The following is an 18,975-nucleotide window of genomic DNA, read 5'->3' as shown; positions in this document are numbered from 1 at the left end:
TGGTTTTCCAAAACTTTATCATGCGCATTTTACGGACAACCAGCGGCTTTTCGAACAGGGTCTGGCTAGGGTGGATGGATTGATGCTAAAAAGACTAGGTCACGCAAGTTCTATTTGTCTTAGGAATTTGGAGATTACACTCTAGACTTCAGGAAGCAGAATAGCATCTAAACTAATGCCAAATCGAGCTCGGCAAACTTCAAACGATTTATGCTGGGATATTATCCTGGATGGACTATTCGATCCAGAATTTTTTTGGGCTCCAAAAAATGGGGCTTTAGTGACTAAAAAACCTTTAAATTAAACAGACTCTTGTCCCCAGGGCATCGGCATGGTCGGGGGCTTGCGGTGGTGGTCCTTCCGCTTGTCTTTGGGTCTATCCTTGAACCATGAGACCAGGCGAACGAGTTGCTTAACCGCTTCGTCATAAGCGCGCTTGCCTTTTTCGACGGAGGCCAGTTCGGCCGCGCCGAGCACTCCGGAATCAGAGTAGCTACTGGTCCAGGAAACGATGGTCGCGGGGCCTGCTCCCATCAAGTCGACATAATTAAACGGACTGCCTTCTTCGTTGAAGGAAACGTTTCCACTTTTTATTTGGTCTTTTCGAACATTGTCCTCATCGAGGTAGAGGTAAACCGAGGTTTCCAGTTCGCAGGCGTGAGCCATGCCGCCGGGATATTTACTTTCCCGCCAATTGGGCATGAATTCCGGATCGACCTTTAAAAGATTCCACCACGCCGTGAGAATACATTCAGCATCCGTTTCCAGATTGGTGCGTCGGGCAACCAAATCGAGGTTAGGCATGTTGGAGCCATGACCGTTGAGTAAGATGATTTTTTTGAAACCGTGGTAGGCCAGCGACTTGGTCACATCAAGCACGTGCTGGATGAAGTGCTCGTAGTCATTGTTAATGGTGCCTGGAAAATCCATGACGTGGCCGGTATAACCATAGTTGACGGTAGGAAGTACCAAGATGTTTTGCGGAGTCTCTTTCCCGGCTCCTAATGCAATTTGTGAGGAACAGAGCACGTCCACATCCAGTGGTAGGTGAGGGCCATGTTGTTCGATAGCACCACAAGGCAGGATGCATACCTTGCCCAGGTCGATCGCATCATTGATATCGGGCCAGGTGAGTTTTTCGTAGCGGTATTCGGTTTCGGCGCGAGTAGGCATTTTTTCAGGAGTGAGAAGTTTTGAGTTAGAAGGCGGAAATCTGAACTTTGGGAAAGAGTAGGAGTAGGAAGAAGATGAAGATGGAGATGAAGATGGAGAGTAAGAGTAGGAGGAAGATTAAGAAGAAGGATAGGACGAGAAAGATGAATCTATAAATCGGTTGGAGTGAGTGACATGCCTCCGGTGAATTTGGCAATTCCATCCGGGTTCCACTGCATGCCCAGGCCAGGGCCATCGGGTATGGAGATCATGCCATCACTGTTTAATTCAATGGGATTGAGCAGAAGCTGATCGATGTAAGGTGCCGGAGTAATATATTCGACCCAACGGGCATTGGATGTGGCGGAAACCAATTGAAGGTCCGCGGCTAATCCCACTGCTGTATTCCAGCCGTGGGGAACAAAAAGAATGGAGTGATCATCCGCGTATTGAGCGATTCGGTACTCCTCGCTGATACCGCCCACTTTGGTGACATCGGGTTGTATGTAGTCTACGGCGCGTCGTTCGATCCAATCAATAAAGGATTGGCGTCGAGTGAGCACTTCACAACTGGTGATTGGTAGTGGGGCGTGTTCCGTTAATTTTATGTACCCTTCGATATCGTCCGGTCGCAGGGCTTCCTCAAACCAGGTGACGTCGTAATCGGCGAGCATGCGCGCGGTTTGGATTGCCCATTTATAACCGTGGGGCCAGAAGGCATCGGACCCACCCGCATCGACCATCAACTCAATGTCCGGCCCAACTGTATCCCGAGCAGCGCGTACGATGGCCTCATCGGTTTTGTTATCCACGCGTCCAAAAGGACCCCAGCCAATTTTGAAGGCTTTGAATCCGCGGGCCATACCATCCTCCAAACTGGCGCGCAGCTTATCGGGTTCGTCCATGAGTAGTGAGCCATACGGTTTGATGGTTTCCCGATGGCGGCCTCCTAGAAGACGACTGATCGGCTGTTGAGTCACTTTCCCCAGAATATCCCAGAGAGCGATATCGATGCCGGAGATGGCATGAGTGATCGCTCCGCCGCGCCCTTGCCAGAAGCTCTGTTGGTGAAGTCGCTCCGAGGTTGCGGAAGGATCCAAGGCCGACGCTCCAATCAAGAACGGGCGTAGTACGTTTACAGCACCTTCTATGAGGGTTGCGGATGTAAATACGCTTCCGAAGCCGGTGATTCCCTCATCCGTTATGATTTCTATCAAGGTGTGGAGGTTATTATCTTCATCGAGAAACTTGTCATCCCAACCACCGTCCGGCGTGGCTCCTCTTAAGGGAAGTAATCGAATATCTTTAATTTTCATGGGGTGGCCAAATGCAAAGGATACTTGGAGAATCTGGCAAACTATATTCTGGTATCCGATGCCTTCCGGGGTGTGATTCTTTCCGCGGGGAGGTCCAAGGTATTTTTGCCTCTTTTTGTTCAGACTCATCTGAAGCGGACCGCTCGGCGTGTACAGACCGGAGACATCGATCGGTCCCTACCCTGGATTTGACGGCGGTTTTGCCAAAACCGCCGTCAGTGATTTACCCCGTAGAAAGAATCACGTGGTGCCTTCCAGATGTAATTCTTTCCAGCGTAGGGCTCGATGCTTGCATCGACGCTTTGCCCGGGGAATGTTGTGAGTCACAGAGGCCGAGTTGCGAGCAACTGGCCCTACGGTGAAATCTAATCTCATTCGCGCATTTTGAATCATACTCTTGCGTTCCTGGGCTAAGACTTTTTTCTGTTATTTTATCCCTATGAAAAATATAGTTTCCGTTCCACTCCTTCTTTTATCGCTTTTCTGTTTTGCCAATGTTGCGTTGGCTGAAGATCGACCTCACATCATTGTAATGGTGGCCGACGATCTCGGCTGGCAGGACGTCAGTTATCATGGGGAGGGCAATATCTCCACTCCACACCTGGACAGTCTTGCAAGTCGTGGAGTGCAACTCGACCAATTCTATGTTCAACCGGTGTGTTCTCCTACAAGAGGCGCTTTGATGACAGGCCGATATCCGATTAGGTTTGGGATGCAATGTGGGGTTGTCCGGCCTTGGGCAACTCATGGGCTTCCCTTGGAAGAGCAAACCCTGGCTGAAGGATTACGGGCTGCAGGTTATACTACCGCGATTACCGGTAAGTGGCATCTGGGGCACAGCAATGGCGACTACCTTCCGCTCCAACGCGGGTTTGATATCCAATATGGACACTACAATGGAGCCTTGGATTACTTCACTCACATTCGCGATGGCGCCCACGATTGGCATCGAAATGACGAACCCTTATACGAAGAAGGTTACGCTACCGACCTCATCGGTCAGGAGGCGGTCGGAATCATCGAAGCACATAGTGATAGTAAACCTCTGTTTCTCTACATACCTTTCAATGCGCCTCACACGCCGCTTCAGGCCACAGAAGAACATCTGAATCGAAATGCTCACATTGAAGACAAAAGCCGTCGCATCTACGCAGCGATGGTTACGAGCATGGACGATGCGATTGGAGCGATCATCGGTGCGGCCAATAAGCATCTACCGAAGGAAAACACTTTGATCTTTTTCAGCTCCGACAACGGAGGTATTGTTCGACTCGGTTCCAACGGAAAACTTCGCGACGGAAAGAGTTCCCTTTACGAAGGGGGTGTTCGGGTTCCAGCCATCATGGCTTGGGATGGAACACTCAAAGCAGGTTCTGTTGTGAAAGAGCCATTGCACATCGTGGATTTGTATCCGACTCTTCTCGGCTTGGCCGGAAGCAAGCCCAAACAAAAATTACCCCTCGATGGGAAAGACGCGTGGCCGACTATAAGCCAAGGCAAGAAAACTCCTCATGATTATATCCTCCACAACCTGACTCCTTTTCATGGAGCGATCCGCATGGGTGATTGGAAACTCGTGCACAATGGGCAGGCAAATGCCAACGAGACCTCAGCGGTTGGAAAAGAAAAATGGGAGCTGTTTAACATAAGCGATGATCCATACGAAAAAAACGATCTAAGCACAAAACGGCCTAAAGACTTTCAAAGGCTGAAAAAGAAACTAGCCGAGTTGGCCGGAGAGGCTGTTGCTCCCATTATACCTCCTAATTCGATGCCGAACGACTTTAAAGTACCCAAGGTTTGGGGACATCCCGAATAACATTCCGGCCACTGAATCTGGTTTCGAAAAGAGATAGATGAATAGAAGAAGTTTTTTAAAACGTTCGAGTGGGTTTTGTCTCGGCGGATTGTCCCTGTCTGCTTTGCCTTTAATTCCTGGGAAGGCCCATGCGTCCGGATCCTACAAGATCGGACTCTCGATGTATTCCCTACGGTTTCTTTTTCAGGATGGATCGCTCTCGGTGTTTGACTATCCGGCTTTTTCCCGGAAGACGTTTGGATTAACCGAAATCGATGTATGGGATGGGGCATTCCCCAAGGAGCGAAAAACGGACCCTGAGTATTTCCGTGAATTGAAAAAGCACGCCGATGAAGCGGGAACCAATTTATTTCTCCTGATGGCCGGTGCGGTGGATGCGAACGGAAAGACCTTGGCAGAACGAAAAGCTGCCGTTGAACCTTTTAAAGCTTACATCGACAACGCGGTTATTTTGCGGAGTACGTTCGTTCGCGTATTCTTGAAAGCTCCGAATGTGGATCGAGGTGACGCCATCGCGCATTGTATTGATGCGCTTCAACCTATCGCTCGGTACGCAAAGGAAAAAGGAATAATCATCGCCATCGAGCCGGGCGCGTCGGAGTGGGCCAAACAGGGAGATTTTCTCGCCGATATCGCCCGGGAAATGAACGACCCACACCTACGCTTGATGCCCGACTTTGGTAAGATGAAGGATCACGATCCCTACGGAGGCACCGAGGCCATGATGCCGTTTACCTCGGTTGTATCTGCCAAGAGTCACAATTTTGACGATAAAGGAAACGAGGTCGACTTTGACTATCACCGCCTGATGAAAGCAGTAATCGACGCTGATTTTAAAGGTATCGTGGCCATCGAGTACGAGGGCAAAGTGACCCCTCCAGTTGAAGGAGTGTTGGCGACCAAGCATCTACTTGAGCGATTTCTATAGGTGATGAGTTAGGCACTCACTTAGCTGTGGGTGTGATTCTTTCCGCGGGGAGGTCCGAAGTATTATGACCTCTTTTTTTCAGACTCATCTGAAGCGGACCGCTCAGGCTACGCTGAAAGCTTCGACCCGACACAGTCGGCGATCGGTCCCTACCCTGGGTGTTTCTAACCTAGGTAGGGCGGTTTTGCCAAAACCGCCGTCTGGGATTTACCCGTAGAAAGAACCACGCCCCTTAGTTGTGGCATAAGAAATTAAGCGTCGACGACTGTTTTGAATCGGGTTTTCATGCGTTGAATTGCCATTCATCTTCTTACCACCCCATGACTGAAATATCAGAAGCACCACGTACCTGGAGAGGTATACTCAAGCAACTCGGCCCCGGGCTCATCATATCCGCCAATATCGTCGGGTCTGGAGAGTTGATTGTGACCACTAAACTTGGAGCCGATGTTGGGTTCATTTTGCTTTGGTTTATCATCATCGGATGTGTCATCAAAGTGTTTGTCCAGGTTGAGCTTGGGCGCTACACGATTTCAAAAGGCAAAACGACCTTGCAGGCGATCAACTCGGTCCCAGGGCCTCGTGCGAAGGTATCCTGGCTGGTCTGGTTGTGGTCTTGTATGTTTTGTGCCATTTTTTTTCAACTCTCGGGCATGGTTGGCGGAGTCGCCCAGGTTCTGGGACTGGCAGGGTCCGATTTGTCGCACACGGTGCTGGCGATTCTGATTACGGGGTCGTGTGCCGTGCTACTCTACATTGGTCGATACAAGTTTATTCAGTTCTTTTCAACTTTCATGGTGGCGGCGTTTTCCATTTTCACGGTCTTCGCGGTATTTTCCCTCTATTGGACAGACTACGGCATCACCATGCCGCAGTTAGTGGAGGGCTTAAGCTTTGGACTACCGGATGATTTTTTAGTGGCATTCGCTGCGTTTGGAGTCATCGGGGTAGGTGCCTCGGAACTTATTTATTACCCCTACTGGTGTCTTGAAAAAGGATATGCCAAGTACGTGGGTCCCGACGATGGCAGTGAGGTTTGGGTGAATCGTGCAAAAGGATGGCTGCGTGTTATGAGGTACGATGCCTTGATGTCTTTGGTCATTTACACGGGAGCTACGGTGGCTTTTTACCTGCTCGGAGCGGCGGTGCTGAACGGCAAGGGGATCGAAGTTACAAACGACAGTTTGATGATCAACCTTTCGAATCTTTATAGCACCTCCTTTGGTGTGGTGGGTTTGTGGATATTTATTGTGGGTGCGATCGTGGTGCTCTATTCGACGATATTCATTTCTACCGCCTCGAACAGTCGCCTTGCCGCGGACTTTCTGGGACTCCTTGGATTGATAAAAATAGATACCGATGCCAAACGCCAGAAAGCTATTCGGATAGCCTGCGTCGTCCTACCTGCTATGTATTGTATTTTCTATCTATCGGTTGGAAAGCCGGTGACCTTGGTCACCATTGGCGCAGTCGCCCAAGCGCTTATGCTTCCGTTCCTGAGTGGTGCCGCTTTGTATTTTCTTTATAATCAGACCCACGAGAAACTTCGACCTCGGGCCAGTTGGATTTTCTTTCTTTGGATATCCGCGATGTTGATGACTTCGGTCGGCATTTACCAACTTTACAGTGAGATCCAGAAGTTTTTAATGTAGAAGGCAGATTAGTTTGGAATAGTAGGCCGAATTTTACATCCTTCGTTTCATGGCAACTGTAGAAGAACTCGCAAAAGACCTCACACACGAATTTCCACGCAGCCCTCGAGAAGTACTCGGTGGCTATGTAGTAGCTGGCCGGACGCTTGATAAGTGTCGGTCCGATCTCGCCGGGACCAAGGGTGAATATCACTTCGATTGCCCACTCGATAACTTCTTTTTTGATTTTGTTGGGATCTCAGCGGATGACTTTAAAGCGTTTGTGGCGACCGGAGCGGATGATGAAGCGGTGGCTGCCTGGATTGTTGAGCATGCCACGCCACGGGAGAAATCTAAGATCATTCAGTGGAATAACGATATGCGGGGAAAGCGGCTCTGCGAAATGCCAGCACCGCTTCAGGAGTTTCTTGAAGGGTACATTCCTAAATACATCCCAGAAGGAAAAATCGTCTATGTCTGGTTCGACGTCTACGATATTGAGGAAGGTCGAATTTAAAATTCGAGAAAGACTAATCCCTTTCACTGAGATGTAAGTCTCCACCATCAGGAGAGTCCTACGGTCCGGTTACTGGACCAGGCGAATATTTCGCCACCACACTTTCTGGCCAATCTTTTCCTTGCTGTTTCCTATGCCGTGAAGCTGTAGCGCAATGTAGCCAGTGGCTTTGTCGCTGTCGTTTACATTGGCCACCTGGACTCCGTTGAGCCATGTTTGGATGCGGTCTCCTTTGGCGACGATTTTAAAGTGGTTCCAATCTTCAGGTTTGTAAGTTCCTTTTGGAGCCATGTCTTCACCGGGAATATGTAAAAACCCACGAGCGCCTTCTTCGTACAAAGTGCCAGTCCAACCGCGGTCGCTCGGGTCAATTTCAACTTGATAACCCCAGAAGCGACCCTTCTCCCAGACCCTTTCTCTGACGTCTTTGCTGCCGTCGTCCTTGAACGTCCCACCCCAACGGATGGTGGTAGTTTCTTCAGGGTAGACATTGCTGCGAATTTGTACGCCTGAATTGAGAAGAGCATCCACCTTGAAATCCACTTCCAACTCAAAGTCGTCGTACCTGTCGTTCGTGGCCAGAAAACTATTGGGAAATCCCGGAGCTGCTTCGCCTACAATCATCCCATCTTCCACATAAAATTTTCCGCCACCGAAGTTTTGCCAGCCGTCGAGGCTCGTTCCATTGAATAGGTCAATCGTGTGCGTTCCTGAGTCTTTGGACGGACTGCAGGCTGATAGTGATAAAAGGGCTAATGGGAGAACTGTTTTGAGAAGATTCATGGTGAATATTTTTAGGGTTTCTGTGAGTCTGAGATTAATGTTTTGGTCGATACGTGTTCTTGCCGGGTAGGGCTGTTCGGATGCTTAAAAGATAGGTTCCACAACTGATATACAAGGTTCTTAGGTCGTCACCTCCAAAGCTGCAGTTGGTTATGGTGTCTTCGGGTGTTTCGCGAAACGCGAGTAAATCACCTTGCGGGGAAATAACGTGTATGCCGGGGCGGGTATCGAGGGTCTCAGAGGATTCACGTGTTTTGTGCAGACCGGCTGCCACGTAGAGGTTTCCCTCGGCATCGACGCACATCCCATCCCCGCTGCGTCCGGGATAAAAATCGATTAAGGTTCTACGATTTGACAAGGAACCATTCTCACCCAGATCGAAAGCCAGGATCTTGCGGTTTTTGTCTTTTGCCCCGTCCGCCTCAATTAAATAGAGTGTTTTCTCATCAGGCGATACAATGATGCCATTGGGCATATGAATGTCGGGCTCAGTTAACAGCTGCGAAACGGTTCCATCGGGATCGATACGATAGACCGCCCGCTTGTTTTGCTTTTCCAGGTCAGGATTACCTGTACGCGAGGAAAAATAAATTCTTCCCTTTGAATCGAAATCCAGATCGTTGGGTGCCTGAATGCCTTTTCCCCCGAATGTATCCGCCAGAACTGAGACCTTACCGGTCGTCCTATCTGTCCGGGTAACCCTCCCGGCTGATCCTTCGCAGGTGAGTAGATCTCCGTTTATAGCAAAACGCAGGCCGTTGGCTTCGTTGGTGTTTGTTCTAAAGGTGGTTAGCTCCTCTTTTTTTGGATCCCACTTCAATATTTTCGACACCCTGACATTAGTGAAGAACACGTTTCCGGACCTGTCTACCGCAGGACCTTCCGTGAAAACAATGTTGTCCTGAATCCGTGTTTCTACTCGAAGTTGTCCGAGGAATTCCGAGGTCTCTAAATTAGCATACGTATTTGCGATCCCTGTTGAGGTCGCCGCCGGTAGGAATTGGTGGATGCTTAATCCCAAACCCGCGAAACCAGTGGATTTCAAAAACCACCGTCTAGTTGTTGGAGTTACTTGCTTCATTTTTCGGACTCCAGACTACAGGTCAGTGGGTCTGCTGGTCGAGCCTTTGCACACTCGGATGTGTGATTTCCATGTATGATCTTTTGAGCACAAAAAAAGCCGACTATTGGGATAGTCGGCTGCAATGGTTGAATAAGAGCAACTCTCTAGCTGAAATCGATCGTTACCACCTTGCTCGTTGAATTGGCAGAATCTTGAGCCTCGAACATGCGGTTATAGAGATTTTGCAAATGCTGCCGCAGATCGACTTTGACAGGAACAGAAGATAAAAATGGGTCTTCGACCATGAACTCGCCGGGGTCACCTTTGTGCTCAAGGATTTCCTTGATCGTGGCGAATGTTTCATCGAATTCGGTTTTGGAAATAGAGACTGCGTTGGATTCTGAGGTTTGCATGGTATGTGAAGTTGAGGTTTCGATTATTTGTGTGCCGTAGTGTCGAATAGTTTTGTGAGGTGGCAGCTGCTTTTGAGAAAAAAGTTGGTAAAAAGGTTCCTTATTAATTGGATGTAAACCACCGATCTTTGGAGCGGGAAATTTTTCCGTACAATACTTGGCTTGCAGTTGAGGTCTACAAGCGTTCACTGAGGCCTTTCCTTTTTTAAAACTTTTTACATCTATGAGTAAGTCGGAAAGAACCGCCATTTCACCAACAAGAGATCAAGATTACCCTGAATGGTATCAGCAAGTGGTTCGTGCGGCCGAACTTGCCGAGAATTCGCCCGTTCGCGGATGCATGGTGATAAAGCCTTGGGGCTATGCTTTATGGGAAAATATGCAGCGCGAGTTGGATGACATGTTCAAGGCGACCGGGCACAAGAATGCTTATTTTCCCTTGTTTATCCCTATAAGCTATTTGGAGAAGGAAGCGGCGCATGTAGATGGCTTTGCAAAGGAATGCGCCGTAGTAACGCACCATCGGCTTGAGCTTAACGAAGACGGGAAGCTGGTGCCAGCGGGAGAATTGGATGAACCTTTGATAGTACGACCTACTTCAGAGACTATTATTGGAGAAATGTTTTCCAAGTGGGTGCAATCCTACCGCGACCTGCCTTTATTGATAAATCAATGGGCCAATGTGGTTCGCTGGGAATTGCGCACACGGCTCTTTCTGCGAACTACCGAATTTCTATGGCAGGAGGGGCATACGGCCCACGCCACCCAGGAAGAAGCAGTTGAAGAAACACTAAAGATGCTGGATGTTTATGCCAATTTTGCTGAGAACTGGATGGCCGTTCCTGTTATCAAAGGCGAAAAAACGGAAGGCGAACGTTTTCCAGGGGCTGTTAATACCTATTGTATCGAGGCTATGATGCAGGATCGGAAAGCGCTCCAAGCCGGAACATCTCATTTCCTCGGTCAGAATTTCTCAAGGGCTTCAAATATTGATTTTCTCGATGAGAAAGGAGAGCGAGCATTGGCTTGGACCACTTCCTGGGGGGTTTCCACCCGTTTGGTCGGTGGCTTGATCATGACTCATGCCGATGATGATGGTATGGTCATTCCTCCGAAGATTGCGCCGACCCATCTGGTTATATTACCCGTTCTTCGCAAAGATTCTGACCCTGTGGCAATTTTGAATTACTGTCGGGAAATTAAAAAAGAGCTAGAAAGTAAAAGCTACCATGGTCGTCGGATCTGGGTTGAAATTGATGAGCGCGATATCCGCGGAGGCGAAAAAATGTGGTCCTGGATCAAGAAAGGAATTCCAACGTGGATCGAGGTAGGTCCACGGGATATGGAATCTGGAACGGTGTTCTTTGGTCGACGTGATTTGGGTCCAAAGGAGCGGAAAGGTATTGGCCGGGATGCTTTCGTTGAGGGATTTATTGAGACCTTGGATAATATGCAGGATGGATTGTTAGCAAAAGCGAAGGACTTCCGCCAAGCTAACACCCGAACTATCGATTCGAAGGAAGACTTCTATGAATTCTTCACACCAAATAATGTTGATCAACCGGAGATTCATGGAGGATTTGCACTGGCTCATTATTCGGGCGAACCTGAGCTGGAGGCGCTGATTCAATCTGAATTGAAAGTGACGGTTCGGTGTATTCCACAATGCGGAAGTCCAGAGCCTGGCATTTGCATTTTCACTGGGAAGCCAAGTCCGCAGCAGGTCGTTTTTGCAAAGTCCTACTAGTTGGAACCTCGTATGTTTATAGGCGATTCTCAACTTCCTATTTCTCGATTCTTGCAATTGCATTGCTTTTTCTAAAGGCTGCCGATCATGAAAGTAACGCTTCTAGAAGGTGAAAATTCCGCGGATTACCAGGCCAAGTTGGCGGTGAGTGGTATTACTCCTTATTTGGAGGACTTTGATCATATTCGTGACTTGGATGGAGAATCCACTGATTGGATCTACATGATCCCGCTGGAGTTCACGAACAGCTCCGATTGGTCTGAAGTTCGAGCACGTCTCGCTGGTGCGAATCGTTACTTTATTGTGGTAGGCGAAAATCTTACCAGCGAAAGTATCATTACCCATATCCGCGATGGTGCTTTCGATGTACTCGACCTCAAAGATACGGATGCGCGTTGGATGTCATCGATTCACGAAGCGAACAGCTCTCAGGATCTTTGGTGGCAACTTTATGGCGGCTATTCAGGCAAGCAGGACGACGACTTGGTTGGTCGGTCTGCTGGCATTCAAAGCTTAAAACAAAGTGCCTCAATCATCGGTCCGACCAATGCTTCGGTAATGATTCTGGGTGAATCGGGTGCCGGAAAAGAACGCGTTGCCCAGGCCATTCACAATGCTTCGGGTCGCAAGACTTTCATCCCAGTGAATTGCGCCGCTATTCCGAAGGACCTGATTGAATCCGAACTTTTCGGAGTGGAGAAGGGTGCTTATACCGGTGCCGTCGCGGCTAAAAAGGGACTCATTCAAGAAGCGGATGGAGGGACGCTCTTTCTCGATGAAATCGGCGAGCTCGATATCATGCTGCAGCCGAAACTACTGCGTTTTCTCGAAACACGAAAAGCACGTCGATTGGGAAGTAATGCGGAATACTCGGTCGATATTCGGATTGTAACTGCAACGAACAGGGACCTTGAAGCGGATATCGCCAACGGTGTTTTCCGAGCAGATTTGTACTACCGCATCTCAGAGGTTATTTTAAATATCCCACCGCTTCGGGCGCGCCTGGAAGACATTCCCATTTTGGCTCAGACTTTTCTCAAAATGAGTGTTGAACGGTTCGGCAAAAGTTTCGAGTGGATCGAACCGGAGCTCATAAACAAATTTCAAAATCATGTGTGGCCAGGAAATGTCCGTGAGTTGAAGCAATCGATCGACCGCTTGGTAATCCTCAATAATGGACAAACCCTACTTGCCCGATGGTGGGAAGTGCCCCTGCGCTCGCATGGAGTTAACAGACCTGCAGTTTATCCCAATTCACCTGTTGCCTCTAACCCGCCTTGGGAAATGGAGCCGCCGCCGCCTCAGACGGTTAACCCTCACTATGCTCCTCCTCCTCCGCCTTCTCCGCCGCCTCCTCCTCCTCCGACTCCTGCGCGCGATGATATTTCCATGTACTTGCAAGGTGCCCCTCCCAACAAAAAGGATCGCTACAAGCATGCGCAAAAGTTGCTTGAACAAAGCGACAATGATTTTGCGTGGGTTGCGGCACGGATGGGAATTCATCCCACCACTTTGTATCGGTGGCGGTTGAGGAAGAAAGTGTGACCTTCTTTCTCGACCTTAATGAATTCTCGATAACCTAAGTGAACTTTTCTACTTTTTCTCCTAAAACCTTCTATGGCTTCTTTGAGCGACATTTTATTACTCTGGGATATTGATGGAACTATCTTATCCGCAAAAGGCGCAGGGCCCAAAGCGTTTGAACGAGCGACCTTCCACGCATTTGGCGAGGAGATTCCTTTGTCTTCCATAAACTGGCCTGGAGCGACCGATTACGCCATTGCCTACGCCATTCTGGAGAAAGCGGGTCGTGAGGTAACGAGGGAAGCTGCCCAAGGTCTTGTCGATAAGTATTTAAGCCATTTACCTGACTTGCTTGAGTCCACTAATGCCAAAGCCAACCCGGGGGTTCTTCATTTGTTGGAGCACTTTCATCTTATGCCCCATGTGCACCAAGCCCTTTTAACCGGCAACGTGAAATGTGGCTCCGATATTAAACTCGGTTATATTGGCGTGAACCATTATTTTTTATTTGGTGCATTTGCCGACCATAGTGATTTTCGTAATGATTTAAGCACGCACGCTCTCGATTTGGCCCGGCAACACCTTCACGAAGACTGGTCGCCCGAGCAGGTGTATGTCATTGGTGATACCCCGAAAGATATCGAGTGCGGAAAACATATTGGTGCTCACACGGTTGCAGTGGCAACGGGTCATCACACGGTTGAGCAGCTAATGGAGCACGAACCGTCCCTGGTCCTGGAATCCTTTGACGATCCGCAAATTCTGATCAGCTACCTCAATCGTTAATTATTATCCTTCGATCTGATCCGGCGTCTTTCTTTCGATGCCATGGATATGCTTATCTTCCAATTTGTCCTCTGTCATCACTTTGTAGATACACCAGATAAAAAGGCCTGTTACAGTCCCTACTGAAATGATCATTACTAGCCAACCTCCGAGTGTCATTGCGTGCCCTCCTTCTTTAGGAAATCTTTAAATCTATTAGATGATGCGGTGATAATAGTAAGAAATACAAAAATGATGGCGATTACTCCGACGCTCATTCTTGCTACCGTGTTGGGTGCTTGGTCCTCTCCACCGACGAGATCCGTTACATAGGAAGATACTTGACTCTCGCCTCCCCAGGGCGTCCAGCCCAGCATGTTCTCCATTACAAAAAATGCGATGATTATGAGAAGGAAAGCAGGTGTAATGTATTTCATTAGGATTCGGTAAATATCCGGGATTTTCATGGAAGCTCCCTCATGAGCCTGGCGAAATCCTTCATCAATACCAATGACCCATCCGAAAATAATAATTTGGATGGTGGCCAAAACATAGAGCATGAAAGTGCCGATCCAAAAATCCATCGTATCCAGTGCTTTCACATCGGCACTGAAATAAACGACAAACAAGCTTCCCATGGCGGTGATCATGCCAAGTATTGATACAGAGGCTTTACGGTTTATCCCCAGGCTTTCTTCCAGAAATGCAATTACTGGCTGCAACATGGATAGTGAGCTCGTAACCGCAGCCAGAAACAGCAGGAAGAAAAAGAGGAATCCAAACAAGTTACCGAATGGCATATTGGAGAATACCATTGGAAGTACCTTAAACCCGAGATCAAAGGTCCCCATTCCAGCTACACCAGCTATACCGATAAATGCATAAGCTGCTGGTATAGTAATGAGTCCACCGAGCGAGACCTCGCAGAATTCGTTGGCACTCGTTGCACTCAATCCACTCAAAACAATATCGTCTGATTTTTTAAGGTAACTTGCATAAGTTATGATCACGCCGAATCCCACCGAAAGGGAAAAGAATATCTGACCGGCGGCAGCTAACCATAAACCTGGTCTGCGCAACTGTTCGAAGATGCCGATTTTAACCACCTGCAGATTGCTGTTGGTCGCGGCTTCCATTTTGTGAGTAGCCATTACCGCCGGCCTCACAATTTCGGTTACGGTTTTCCAAGGCTCATCCGCCGATTGCCGTTCCTGCAGTACCACCTTGGTAGGGTTCCACAAATAACCCAAGCCATTGACTATGTTTTGATCGGGTTTCGAGGCGTCGGGAGCACCGAGTGTTAGAACGCGTATCAGGATTATTATAGCCATGACCACCAGGGCGGGCATCGCATACGTGCAAAAGAATTCGATACCCTTGGAAAGTCCACGGTATATCAGGAAGAAATTCAGGGCGAAGCAGATAACCAGGAAGGTTCCCACCTGGCTTATTCCAAAACCAAGTGCACTCCCATCCTTGGCAGCTCCAATAAAGGTGGCCCAAAAGCCTGTGGATGCTTCGATGGAAGTGAACTCCATGGATCCTCGAAGGAAATTCAGGGAGTATCCTAAACACCAGGCCTCAATGTAAACATAGTAGAGATAGATGACCAATGGCACCAGGACCCCAATTACACCGATGTATTTCCCTGCGGGATGTTTCACAATTGCCTGGAGAATACCGGGACTGGAGTTAAACCCGTTTTGACCCCCGGTACGACCCATGGTCCATTCTGCCCAGCAAATGGGCAGCCCAATAAGCAGGAAAGAAATGAAGTAGGCCAGCATGAATGCCCCTCCTCCATATTGAGCAACTTGTCCTGGGAATCGGAGGAAGTTCCCCAAACCGACGGCACTGCCGGAGACAGCCAGAATGACACCCAAACGGGAATTCCAAGATTCTTTAATCGCCATATATTAAGAGAGTAATTTTGTGATAATCGAAAGCCTACCGACATTCTTTGATATTAAAAGCACAAATCCCTTGATGGATTCTGTAACCCTGATTGAGATGTTAGTCTGTGAATCTGATTGATCGGTACATTTTTTGGGAGTGGTTGCGTGCATTTTTGCTATCGCTTGGTGCCACCTTAGGGCTGCTGGTCATATTTGATATGTATGACAACTTGGGGAACCTCCTGGATTTACGGGCTTCGACCGGTGACATTTTCTATTATTACACGATTGTTCTGCCAACCTTGTTGCCACTGATCCTTCCGATTGCCTTCCTGGTTTCATTGTTGTTCAGCTTGAGCAACCTGCATTCGAATAATGAGATCGTCGGATTCAGGGCTTCGGGAGTCAGCTTCTGGCAACTTACACGCTGTTTGTGGGTTGCGGGTCTGTGGTTGTCGGGCGTTCTTCTTTACCTGAATGCAAAAGTAGTTCCGTGGGCCGTGGAAGAATCGCGCCAGAGATTGGATGATTTGGAATACTATTTCGAATTGGAGACCAAGCAGGTACGTGAGGCAGGGCTTATCTACAACGTCGCCTTCAACAATCCTCGAGATGGGCGCATTTGGTTCATGAATCGCTTCAACAAAAATACGTTCCGCGGATACGGGGTGACGGTTTCAAAACTGAATGAATGGAACCAGGAATTTTCAAAAATTCAGGCTCGTGAATGTTTTTACAACGAGAATGAAGACACGTGGCGATTTATCCAAGGGCGGGAACTCGGATTTGAAATCGAGACCGGGGACCTGGTACGGTCCAAACCATTTGAGTTATTGGAAATCGAAGGAATGATTGAAAATCCACGGCTGTTGCTCACCTTGGATAGGCGGGCAAAAGACCTGTCGCTGTTTGAGCTAAAAACCATACTCGATTACTATGGGGGTGGCGATAATCCAAAGGCCATTCCATTCAGGGTTCACTATCACTCTCTATTGGCTGGAACAGTGATTTGTTTTATCATTGTGGGCCTGGCTGTGCCGTATTCTGTTACAGGTGTCCGTGCGAACCCAATGGTGGGCGTATCTAAATCGACCAGCCTTTTCTTCTCCTACTTTATTATTATCAAGCTTGTTCTTTTATTTGGTGAACAGGGTCATATTTCTCCGGTTATTGCCGCCTGGACTCCCAATTTACTTATGGCAGTTTTTGCCGTTTATTTGTACTCCCGATTAAAGTGAGTCTATGAAATCTATTTTTTTAAAACCACGGTCCAGAAGCCGTGCCTTAAATGGTCATCCATGGGTTTTCGCCGGTGAAGTTCAAGACCTGTTGCCAGAATCGGAGAACGGAAAAACCGTCATCCTTAGGGACTCGCGAAAACACATACTTGGGAGCGGAATTTATAATCTGAATTCGCAGATTATCTGGCGTCGTTATTCCTGGGAGAGAACCGCGTTTAGCATGCCCTTCATACGGGAAACGCTTACAAGGGCAGTTCAAAGCAGGCCCGATGAATCGTGCCGGCGTCTCGTCTGGTCCGAATCAGATTCACTCCCTGGCTTGGTCGTGGATCAATTTGGCAAGGTGCTGGTTATACAAGCATTGACCCTTGCCATTGATATGCGTTTGCCGGCCATCGCCACTTTTCTTCAAGAACTGACGGGCGCCGAAACCGTGGTATTTCGCAACGACGCACAGGTACGCAAACTTGAAGGTCTCGAAACTTACATCGGGACTTTTGAAGACAAAGAACTCAACCCATTCGATTTCGATATTGGTGGTATAATTTACCGATTGGATTTGCTGGGAGGTCAGAAGACCGGGTTTTATTTGGATCAGCGCGAACAACATGCACTGGTAGCATCCTATGCTTCGGGTCGAACGGTTCTGGACGCGTTTTGTAATCAAGGCGCCTTTGCGCTTCAATGCGCCAAAGCAGGGGCAGTATCCGTTATTGGTATCGATAGTTCAGAGACCGCGGTGGTAGCAGCGACTCAAAATGCGGAAGCCAATGGACTTGATGCCCAATTCAATCAAGCCAACGTCTTCGATTACTTTTCTGAGAATCGCGAATCAACGTTTGATCTTATTGTGCTTGATCCACCTCCCTTTGCGCGCACTCAGGCCCAGGTTGAAGGAGGACTAAAAGGGTATAAGGAAATAAATCTGCGCGCATTGAAGTCTTTGAATAAAGGAGGTATCCTGGCGACCTACACCTGTTCACAGGCGATTTCTCAAGAGCTCTTCAAGGAAGTGCTCGCCGCGGCGGCCTCTGATGCCCGGCGTTCCGTTCGTATCTTGCACACTACCTATCAGGCAGCGGATCATCCCGTACTCCTCAATATGCCAGAAAGTGGCTACCTGCGCGGTTACATTCTGCAAGTCGACTAAGGCTCACGGTCTTGGAATTTGGCATACGCAACTCAGGTTGTTGGCGAAAAAAGTTTGCGGGAGAATTGTGAATCCAAACTTATTTATTTGGATGCTTTCCCTGTGTGGTTCAAGTAAGACCGATAAAGCTTTTTGAGTGAAAAAGTTTACATGCGTACTTTCGAGGAAGTGCCAGGGGATAACTCCCTGGCTATGGCTCCGTGGGATGCCAGTCGCATCAGGTACCGTCATAATGAATACTCGTTTTGTTATGCGTCTGATTTCCAACAAAAAGGCCTCTGCGTCCTCAATATGCTCCAGAACTTCCATAGCAGTAACGACATCAAAATAACCATCCGGAAACGGTAAAGGCAACGTCCCATCGTAAAAAGTGACGTGGGGTCGAGCAGGTTCTTGTAAAGCTTCCTCAATCTCGATGGTATTCAAGTCTAATCCTTGTATGTCGATGCCTCTGCTTCGAAGAACTGTTATGAGTTTTCCAGTGCCACATCCAAAGTCCAAATCCTTGTCCGTATTGCGGATGTGCGTTTCTGCTAATGAAACCACCTCCGGGTTGAGCACATTGTGGGGAGGCCCCAACCATAAATGTCACTCTTTCTCTTTAAATTGGTATCGTAAAAGAAATGGTCGTACGCGGGGTAGTCAAAAGCTACCGATGCTGCCCAGCCTCTTAAATTGATGATACCTCCTTTAGTTACGAAGAGATCATCAAGCGCAAATAAGGGTGACATAAATCCAATGGGGTAACCGGATGTTTCCAACATAACCGACTCGACTTTTTTTGTAAGGGTGACGAAACAGTAATTACTATTGATTCTCGAATACAACCTGGAAGTTGATACTCAGGTAAATTAAAAGTATCTACGAACATCGATCCGGAAGAATGAATCTCTTCTGAGTGAAAAGAGTGGATCGTTTAAAGCCACTTCGGCAAATATGTTTCCGGATTACTCAAGGGCTTTCAATGTTGGCGACAGGCTCAGACAGAGAAAAAAAGCGATTTGTTTTAGATGTGTTATTCTGCGTTGTGG

General features: G+C 48.3%; 17 protein-coding genes. 9 read left to right on the top strand and 8 right to left on the bottom strand.

What is annotated here, in order from left to right; genetic code table 11:
- Positions 1-300: 300 nt before the first annotated feature.
- Complete coding sequence (locus O3C43_00765; protein MDA1065009.1) at positions 301-1,173, bottom strand: creatininase family protein; 873 nt, start codon at positions 1,171-1,173, stop codon at positions 301-303.
- Positions 1,174-1,322: 149 nt separating this feature from the next.
- Positions 1,323-2,468 (bottom strand): mandelate racemase/muconate lactonizing enzyme family protein, encoded by a 1,146-nt coding sequence (locus O3C43_00760; protein MDA1065008.1) that lies wholly within the window; start codon positions 2,466-2,468, stop codon positions 1,323-1,325.
- A gap of 439 nt (positions 2,469-2,907) precedes the next feature.
- On the opposite strand from O3C43_00760, the gene O3C43_00755 reads away from it, so the two are divergent.
- The 4 genes from O3C43_00755 to O3C43_00740 all read left to right on the top strand — a co-directional run bounded on the left by O3C43_00755 (position 2,908) and on the right by O3C43_00740 (position 7,363).
- Positions 2,908-4,287, top strand: coding sequence for an arylsulfatase (locus tag O3C43_00755; GenBank protein ID MDA1065007.1), 1,380 nt, complete (start codon positions 2,908-2,910; stop codon positions 4,285-4,287).
- A gap of 37 nt (positions 4,288-4,324) precedes the next feature.
- The gene (locus tag O3C43_00750; GenBank protein MDA1065006.1) at positions 4,325-5,215 is read left to right on the top strand and encodes a TIM barrel protein; all 891 of its coding nucleotides are present in this window, start codon (positions 4,325-4,327) and stop codon (positions 5,213-5,215) included.
- A gap of 320 nt (positions 5,216-5,535) precedes the next feature.
- Positions 5,536-6,867 carry an Nramp family divalent metal transporter gene (locus tag O3C43_00745; protein ID MDA1065005.1) on the top strand — a complete coding sequence of 444 codons (1,332 nt, stop codon included), beginning with the start codon at positions 5,536-5,538 and terminating at the stop codon, positions 6,865-6,867.
- Between the two features lie 49 nt (positions 6,868-6,916).
- Complete coding sequence (locus O3C43_00740; GenBank protein ID MDA1065004.1) at positions 6,917-7,363, top strand: DUF5069 domain-containing protein; 447 nt, start codon at positions 6,917-6,919, stop codon at positions 7,361-7,363.
- A gap of 69 nt (positions 7,364-7,432) precedes the next feature.
- Here the strand turns inward: O3C43_00740 and O3C43_00735 are convergent, their stop codons facing one another.
- The 3 genes from O3C43_00735 to O3C43_00725 form a co-directional block, all read right to left on the bottom strand.
- On the bottom strand, positions 7,433-8,146 hold the full coding sequence (locus O3C43_00735; GenBank protein ID MDA1065003.1) for a DUF1080 domain-containing protein: 714 nt from the start codon (positions 8,144-8,146) through the stop codon (positions 7,433-7,435).
- A 34-nt stretch (positions 8,147-8,180) separates the two neighbouring features.
- Positions 8,181-9,227, bottom strand: a complete 1,047-nt coding sequence (locus O3C43_00730; protein MDA1065002.1) for an SMP-30/gluconolactonase/LRE family protein — start codon at positions 9,225-9,227, stop codon at positions 8,181-8,183.
- 146 nt (positions 9,228-9,373) lie between these two features.
- Complete coding sequence (locus O3C43_00725; GenBank protein MDA1065001.1) at positions 9,374-9,622, bottom strand: hypothetical protein; 249 nt, start codon at positions 9,620-9,622, stop codon at positions 9,374-9,376.
- 223 nt (positions 9,623-9,845) lie between these two features.
- On the opposite strand from O3C43_00725, the gene proS reads away from it, so the two are divergent.
- The 3 genes from proS to O3C43_00710 all read left to right on the top strand — a co-directional run bounded on the left by proS (position 9,846) and on the right by O3C43_00710 (position 13,679).
- Entirely contained in the window at positions 9,846-11,369 is a 1,524-nt protein-coding gene (gene proS, locus O3C43_00720) for a proline--tRNA ligase (protein MDA1065000.1), read from the top strand.
- A gap of 87 nt (positions 11,370-11,456) precedes the next feature.
- Positions 11,457-12,914 (top strand): sigma 54-interacting transcriptional regulator, encoded by a 1,458-nt coding sequence (locus O3C43_00715; GenBank protein MDA1064999.1) that lies wholly within the window; start codon positions 11,457-11,459, stop codon positions 12,912-12,914.
- A gap of 72 nt (positions 12,915-12,986) precedes the next feature.
- Positions 12,987-13,679: an HAD hydrolase-like protein gene (locus O3C43_00710; GenBank protein ID MDA1064998.1), complete on the top strand. Its 693-nt coding sequence runs from the start codon at positions 12,987-12,989 to the stop codon at positions 13,677-13,679.
- Positions 13,680-13,682: 3 nt separating this feature from the next.
- Here O3C43_00710 and O3C43_00705 read toward each other — a convergent pair whose 3' ends face one another.
- Complete coding sequence (locus O3C43_00705; GenBank protein MDA1064997.1) at positions 13,683-13,814, bottom strand: hypothetical protein; 132 nt, start codon at positions 13,812-13,814, stop codon at positions 13,683-13,685.
- Positions 13,815-13,834: 20 nt separating this feature from the next.
- Positions 13,835-15,571: a sodium:calcium symporter gene (locus tag O3C43_00700; GenBank protein ID MDA1064996.1), complete on the bottom strand. Its 1,737-nt coding sequence runs from the start codon at positions 15,569-15,571 to the stop codon at positions 13,835-13,837.
- A 107-nt stretch (positions 15,572-15,678) separates the two neighbouring features.
- Between O3C43_00700 and O3C43_00695 the strand changes: the two genes are divergently transcribed.
- Entirely contained in the window at positions 15,679-16,791 is a 1,113-nt protein-coding gene (locus O3C43_00695) for an LptF/LptG family permease (GenBank protein ID MDA1064995.1), read from the top strand.
- A 4-nt stretch (positions 16,792-16,795) separates the two neighbouring features.
- The gene (locus tag O3C43_00690) at positions 16,796-17,944 is read left to right on the top strand and encodes a class I SAM-dependent rRNA methyltransferase (GenBank protein ID MDA1064994.1); all 1,149 of its coding nucleotides are present in this window, start codon (positions 16,796-16,798) and stop codon (positions 17,942-17,944) included.
- Positions 17,945-17,947: 3 nt separating this feature from the next.
- Here the strand turns inward: O3C43_00690 and O3C43_00685 are convergent, their stop codons facing one another.
- Positions 17,948-18,505, bottom strand: a complete 558-nt coding sequence (locus tag O3C43_00685) for a class I SAM-dependent methyltransferase (GenBank protein ID MDA1064993.1) — start codon at positions 18,503-18,505, stop codon at positions 17,948-17,950.
- Between the last annotated feature and the right edge of the window lie 470 nt (positions 18,506-18,975).

The sequence above is a fragment of the Verrucomicrobiota bacterium genome, from assembly GCA_027622555.1.
Taxonomy (GTDB): Bacteria; Verrucomicrobiota; Verrucomicrobiia; order Opitutales; family UBA2995; genus UBA2995.
The sequence above is the reverse complement of the archived record's forward strand: the minus strand, read 5'-3'. Positions and strand labels throughout refer to the sequence as shown.

Coding starts and splice junctions, on each gene's coding strand:
- O3C43_00725 (MDA1065001.1), bottom strand. CDS start 9,622: ATGCAAACCTCAGAATCCAACGCAGTCTCTATTTCCAAAACCGAATTC.
- O3C43_00755 (MDA1065007.1), top strand. CDS start 2,908: ATGAAAAATATAGTTTCCGTTCCACTCCTTCTTTTATCGCTTTTCTGT.
- O3C43_00710 (MDA1064998.1), top strand. CDS start 12,987: ATGGCTTCTTTGAGCGACATTTTATTACTCTGGGATATTGATGGAACT.
- O3C43_00705 (MDA1064997.1), bottom strand. CDS start 13,814: ATGATCATTTCAGTAGGGACTGTAACAGGCCTTTTTATCTGGTGTATC.
- O3C43_00730 (MDA1065002.1), bottom strand. CDS start 9,227: ATGAAGCAAGTAACTCCAACAACTAGACGGTGGTTTTTGAAATCCACT.
- O3C43_00750 (MDA1065006.1), top strand. CDS start 4,325: ATGAATAGAAGAAGTTTTTTAAAACGTTCGAGTGGGTTTTGTCTCGGC.
- proS (MDA1065000.1), top strand. CDS start 9,846: ATGAGTAAGTCGGAAAGAACCGCCATTTCACCAACAAGAGATCAAGAT.
- O3C43_00745 (MDA1065005.1), top strand. CDS start 5,536: ATGACTGAAATATCAGAAGCACCACGTACCTGGAGAGGTATACTCAAG.
- O3C43_00715 (MDA1064999.1), top strand. CDS start 11,457: ATGAAAGTAACGCTTCTAGAAGGTGAAAATTCCGCGGATTACCAGGCC.
- O3C43_00760 (MDA1065008.1), bottom strand. CDS start 2,468: ATGAAAATTAAAGATATTCGATTACTTCCCTTAAGAGGAGCCACGCCG.
- O3C43_00735 (MDA1065003.1), bottom strand. CDS start 8,146: ATGAATCTTCTCAAAACAGTTCTCCCATTAGCCCTTTTATCACTATCA.
- O3C43_00740 (MDA1065004.1), top strand. CDS start 6,917: ATGGCAACTGTAGAAGAACTCGCAAAAGACCTCACACACGAATTTCCA.
- O3C43_00700 (MDA1064996.1), bottom strand. CDS start 15,571: ATGGCGATTAAAGAATCTTGGAATTCCCGTTTGGGTGTCATTCTGGCT.
- O3C43_00690 (MDA1064994.1), top strand. CDS start 16,796: ATGAAATCTATTTTTTTAAAACCACGGTCCAGAAGCCGTGCCTTAAAT.
- O3C43_00765 (MDA1065009.1), bottom strand. CDS start 1,173: ATGCCTACTCGCGCCGAAACCGAATACCGCTACGAAAAACTCACCTGG.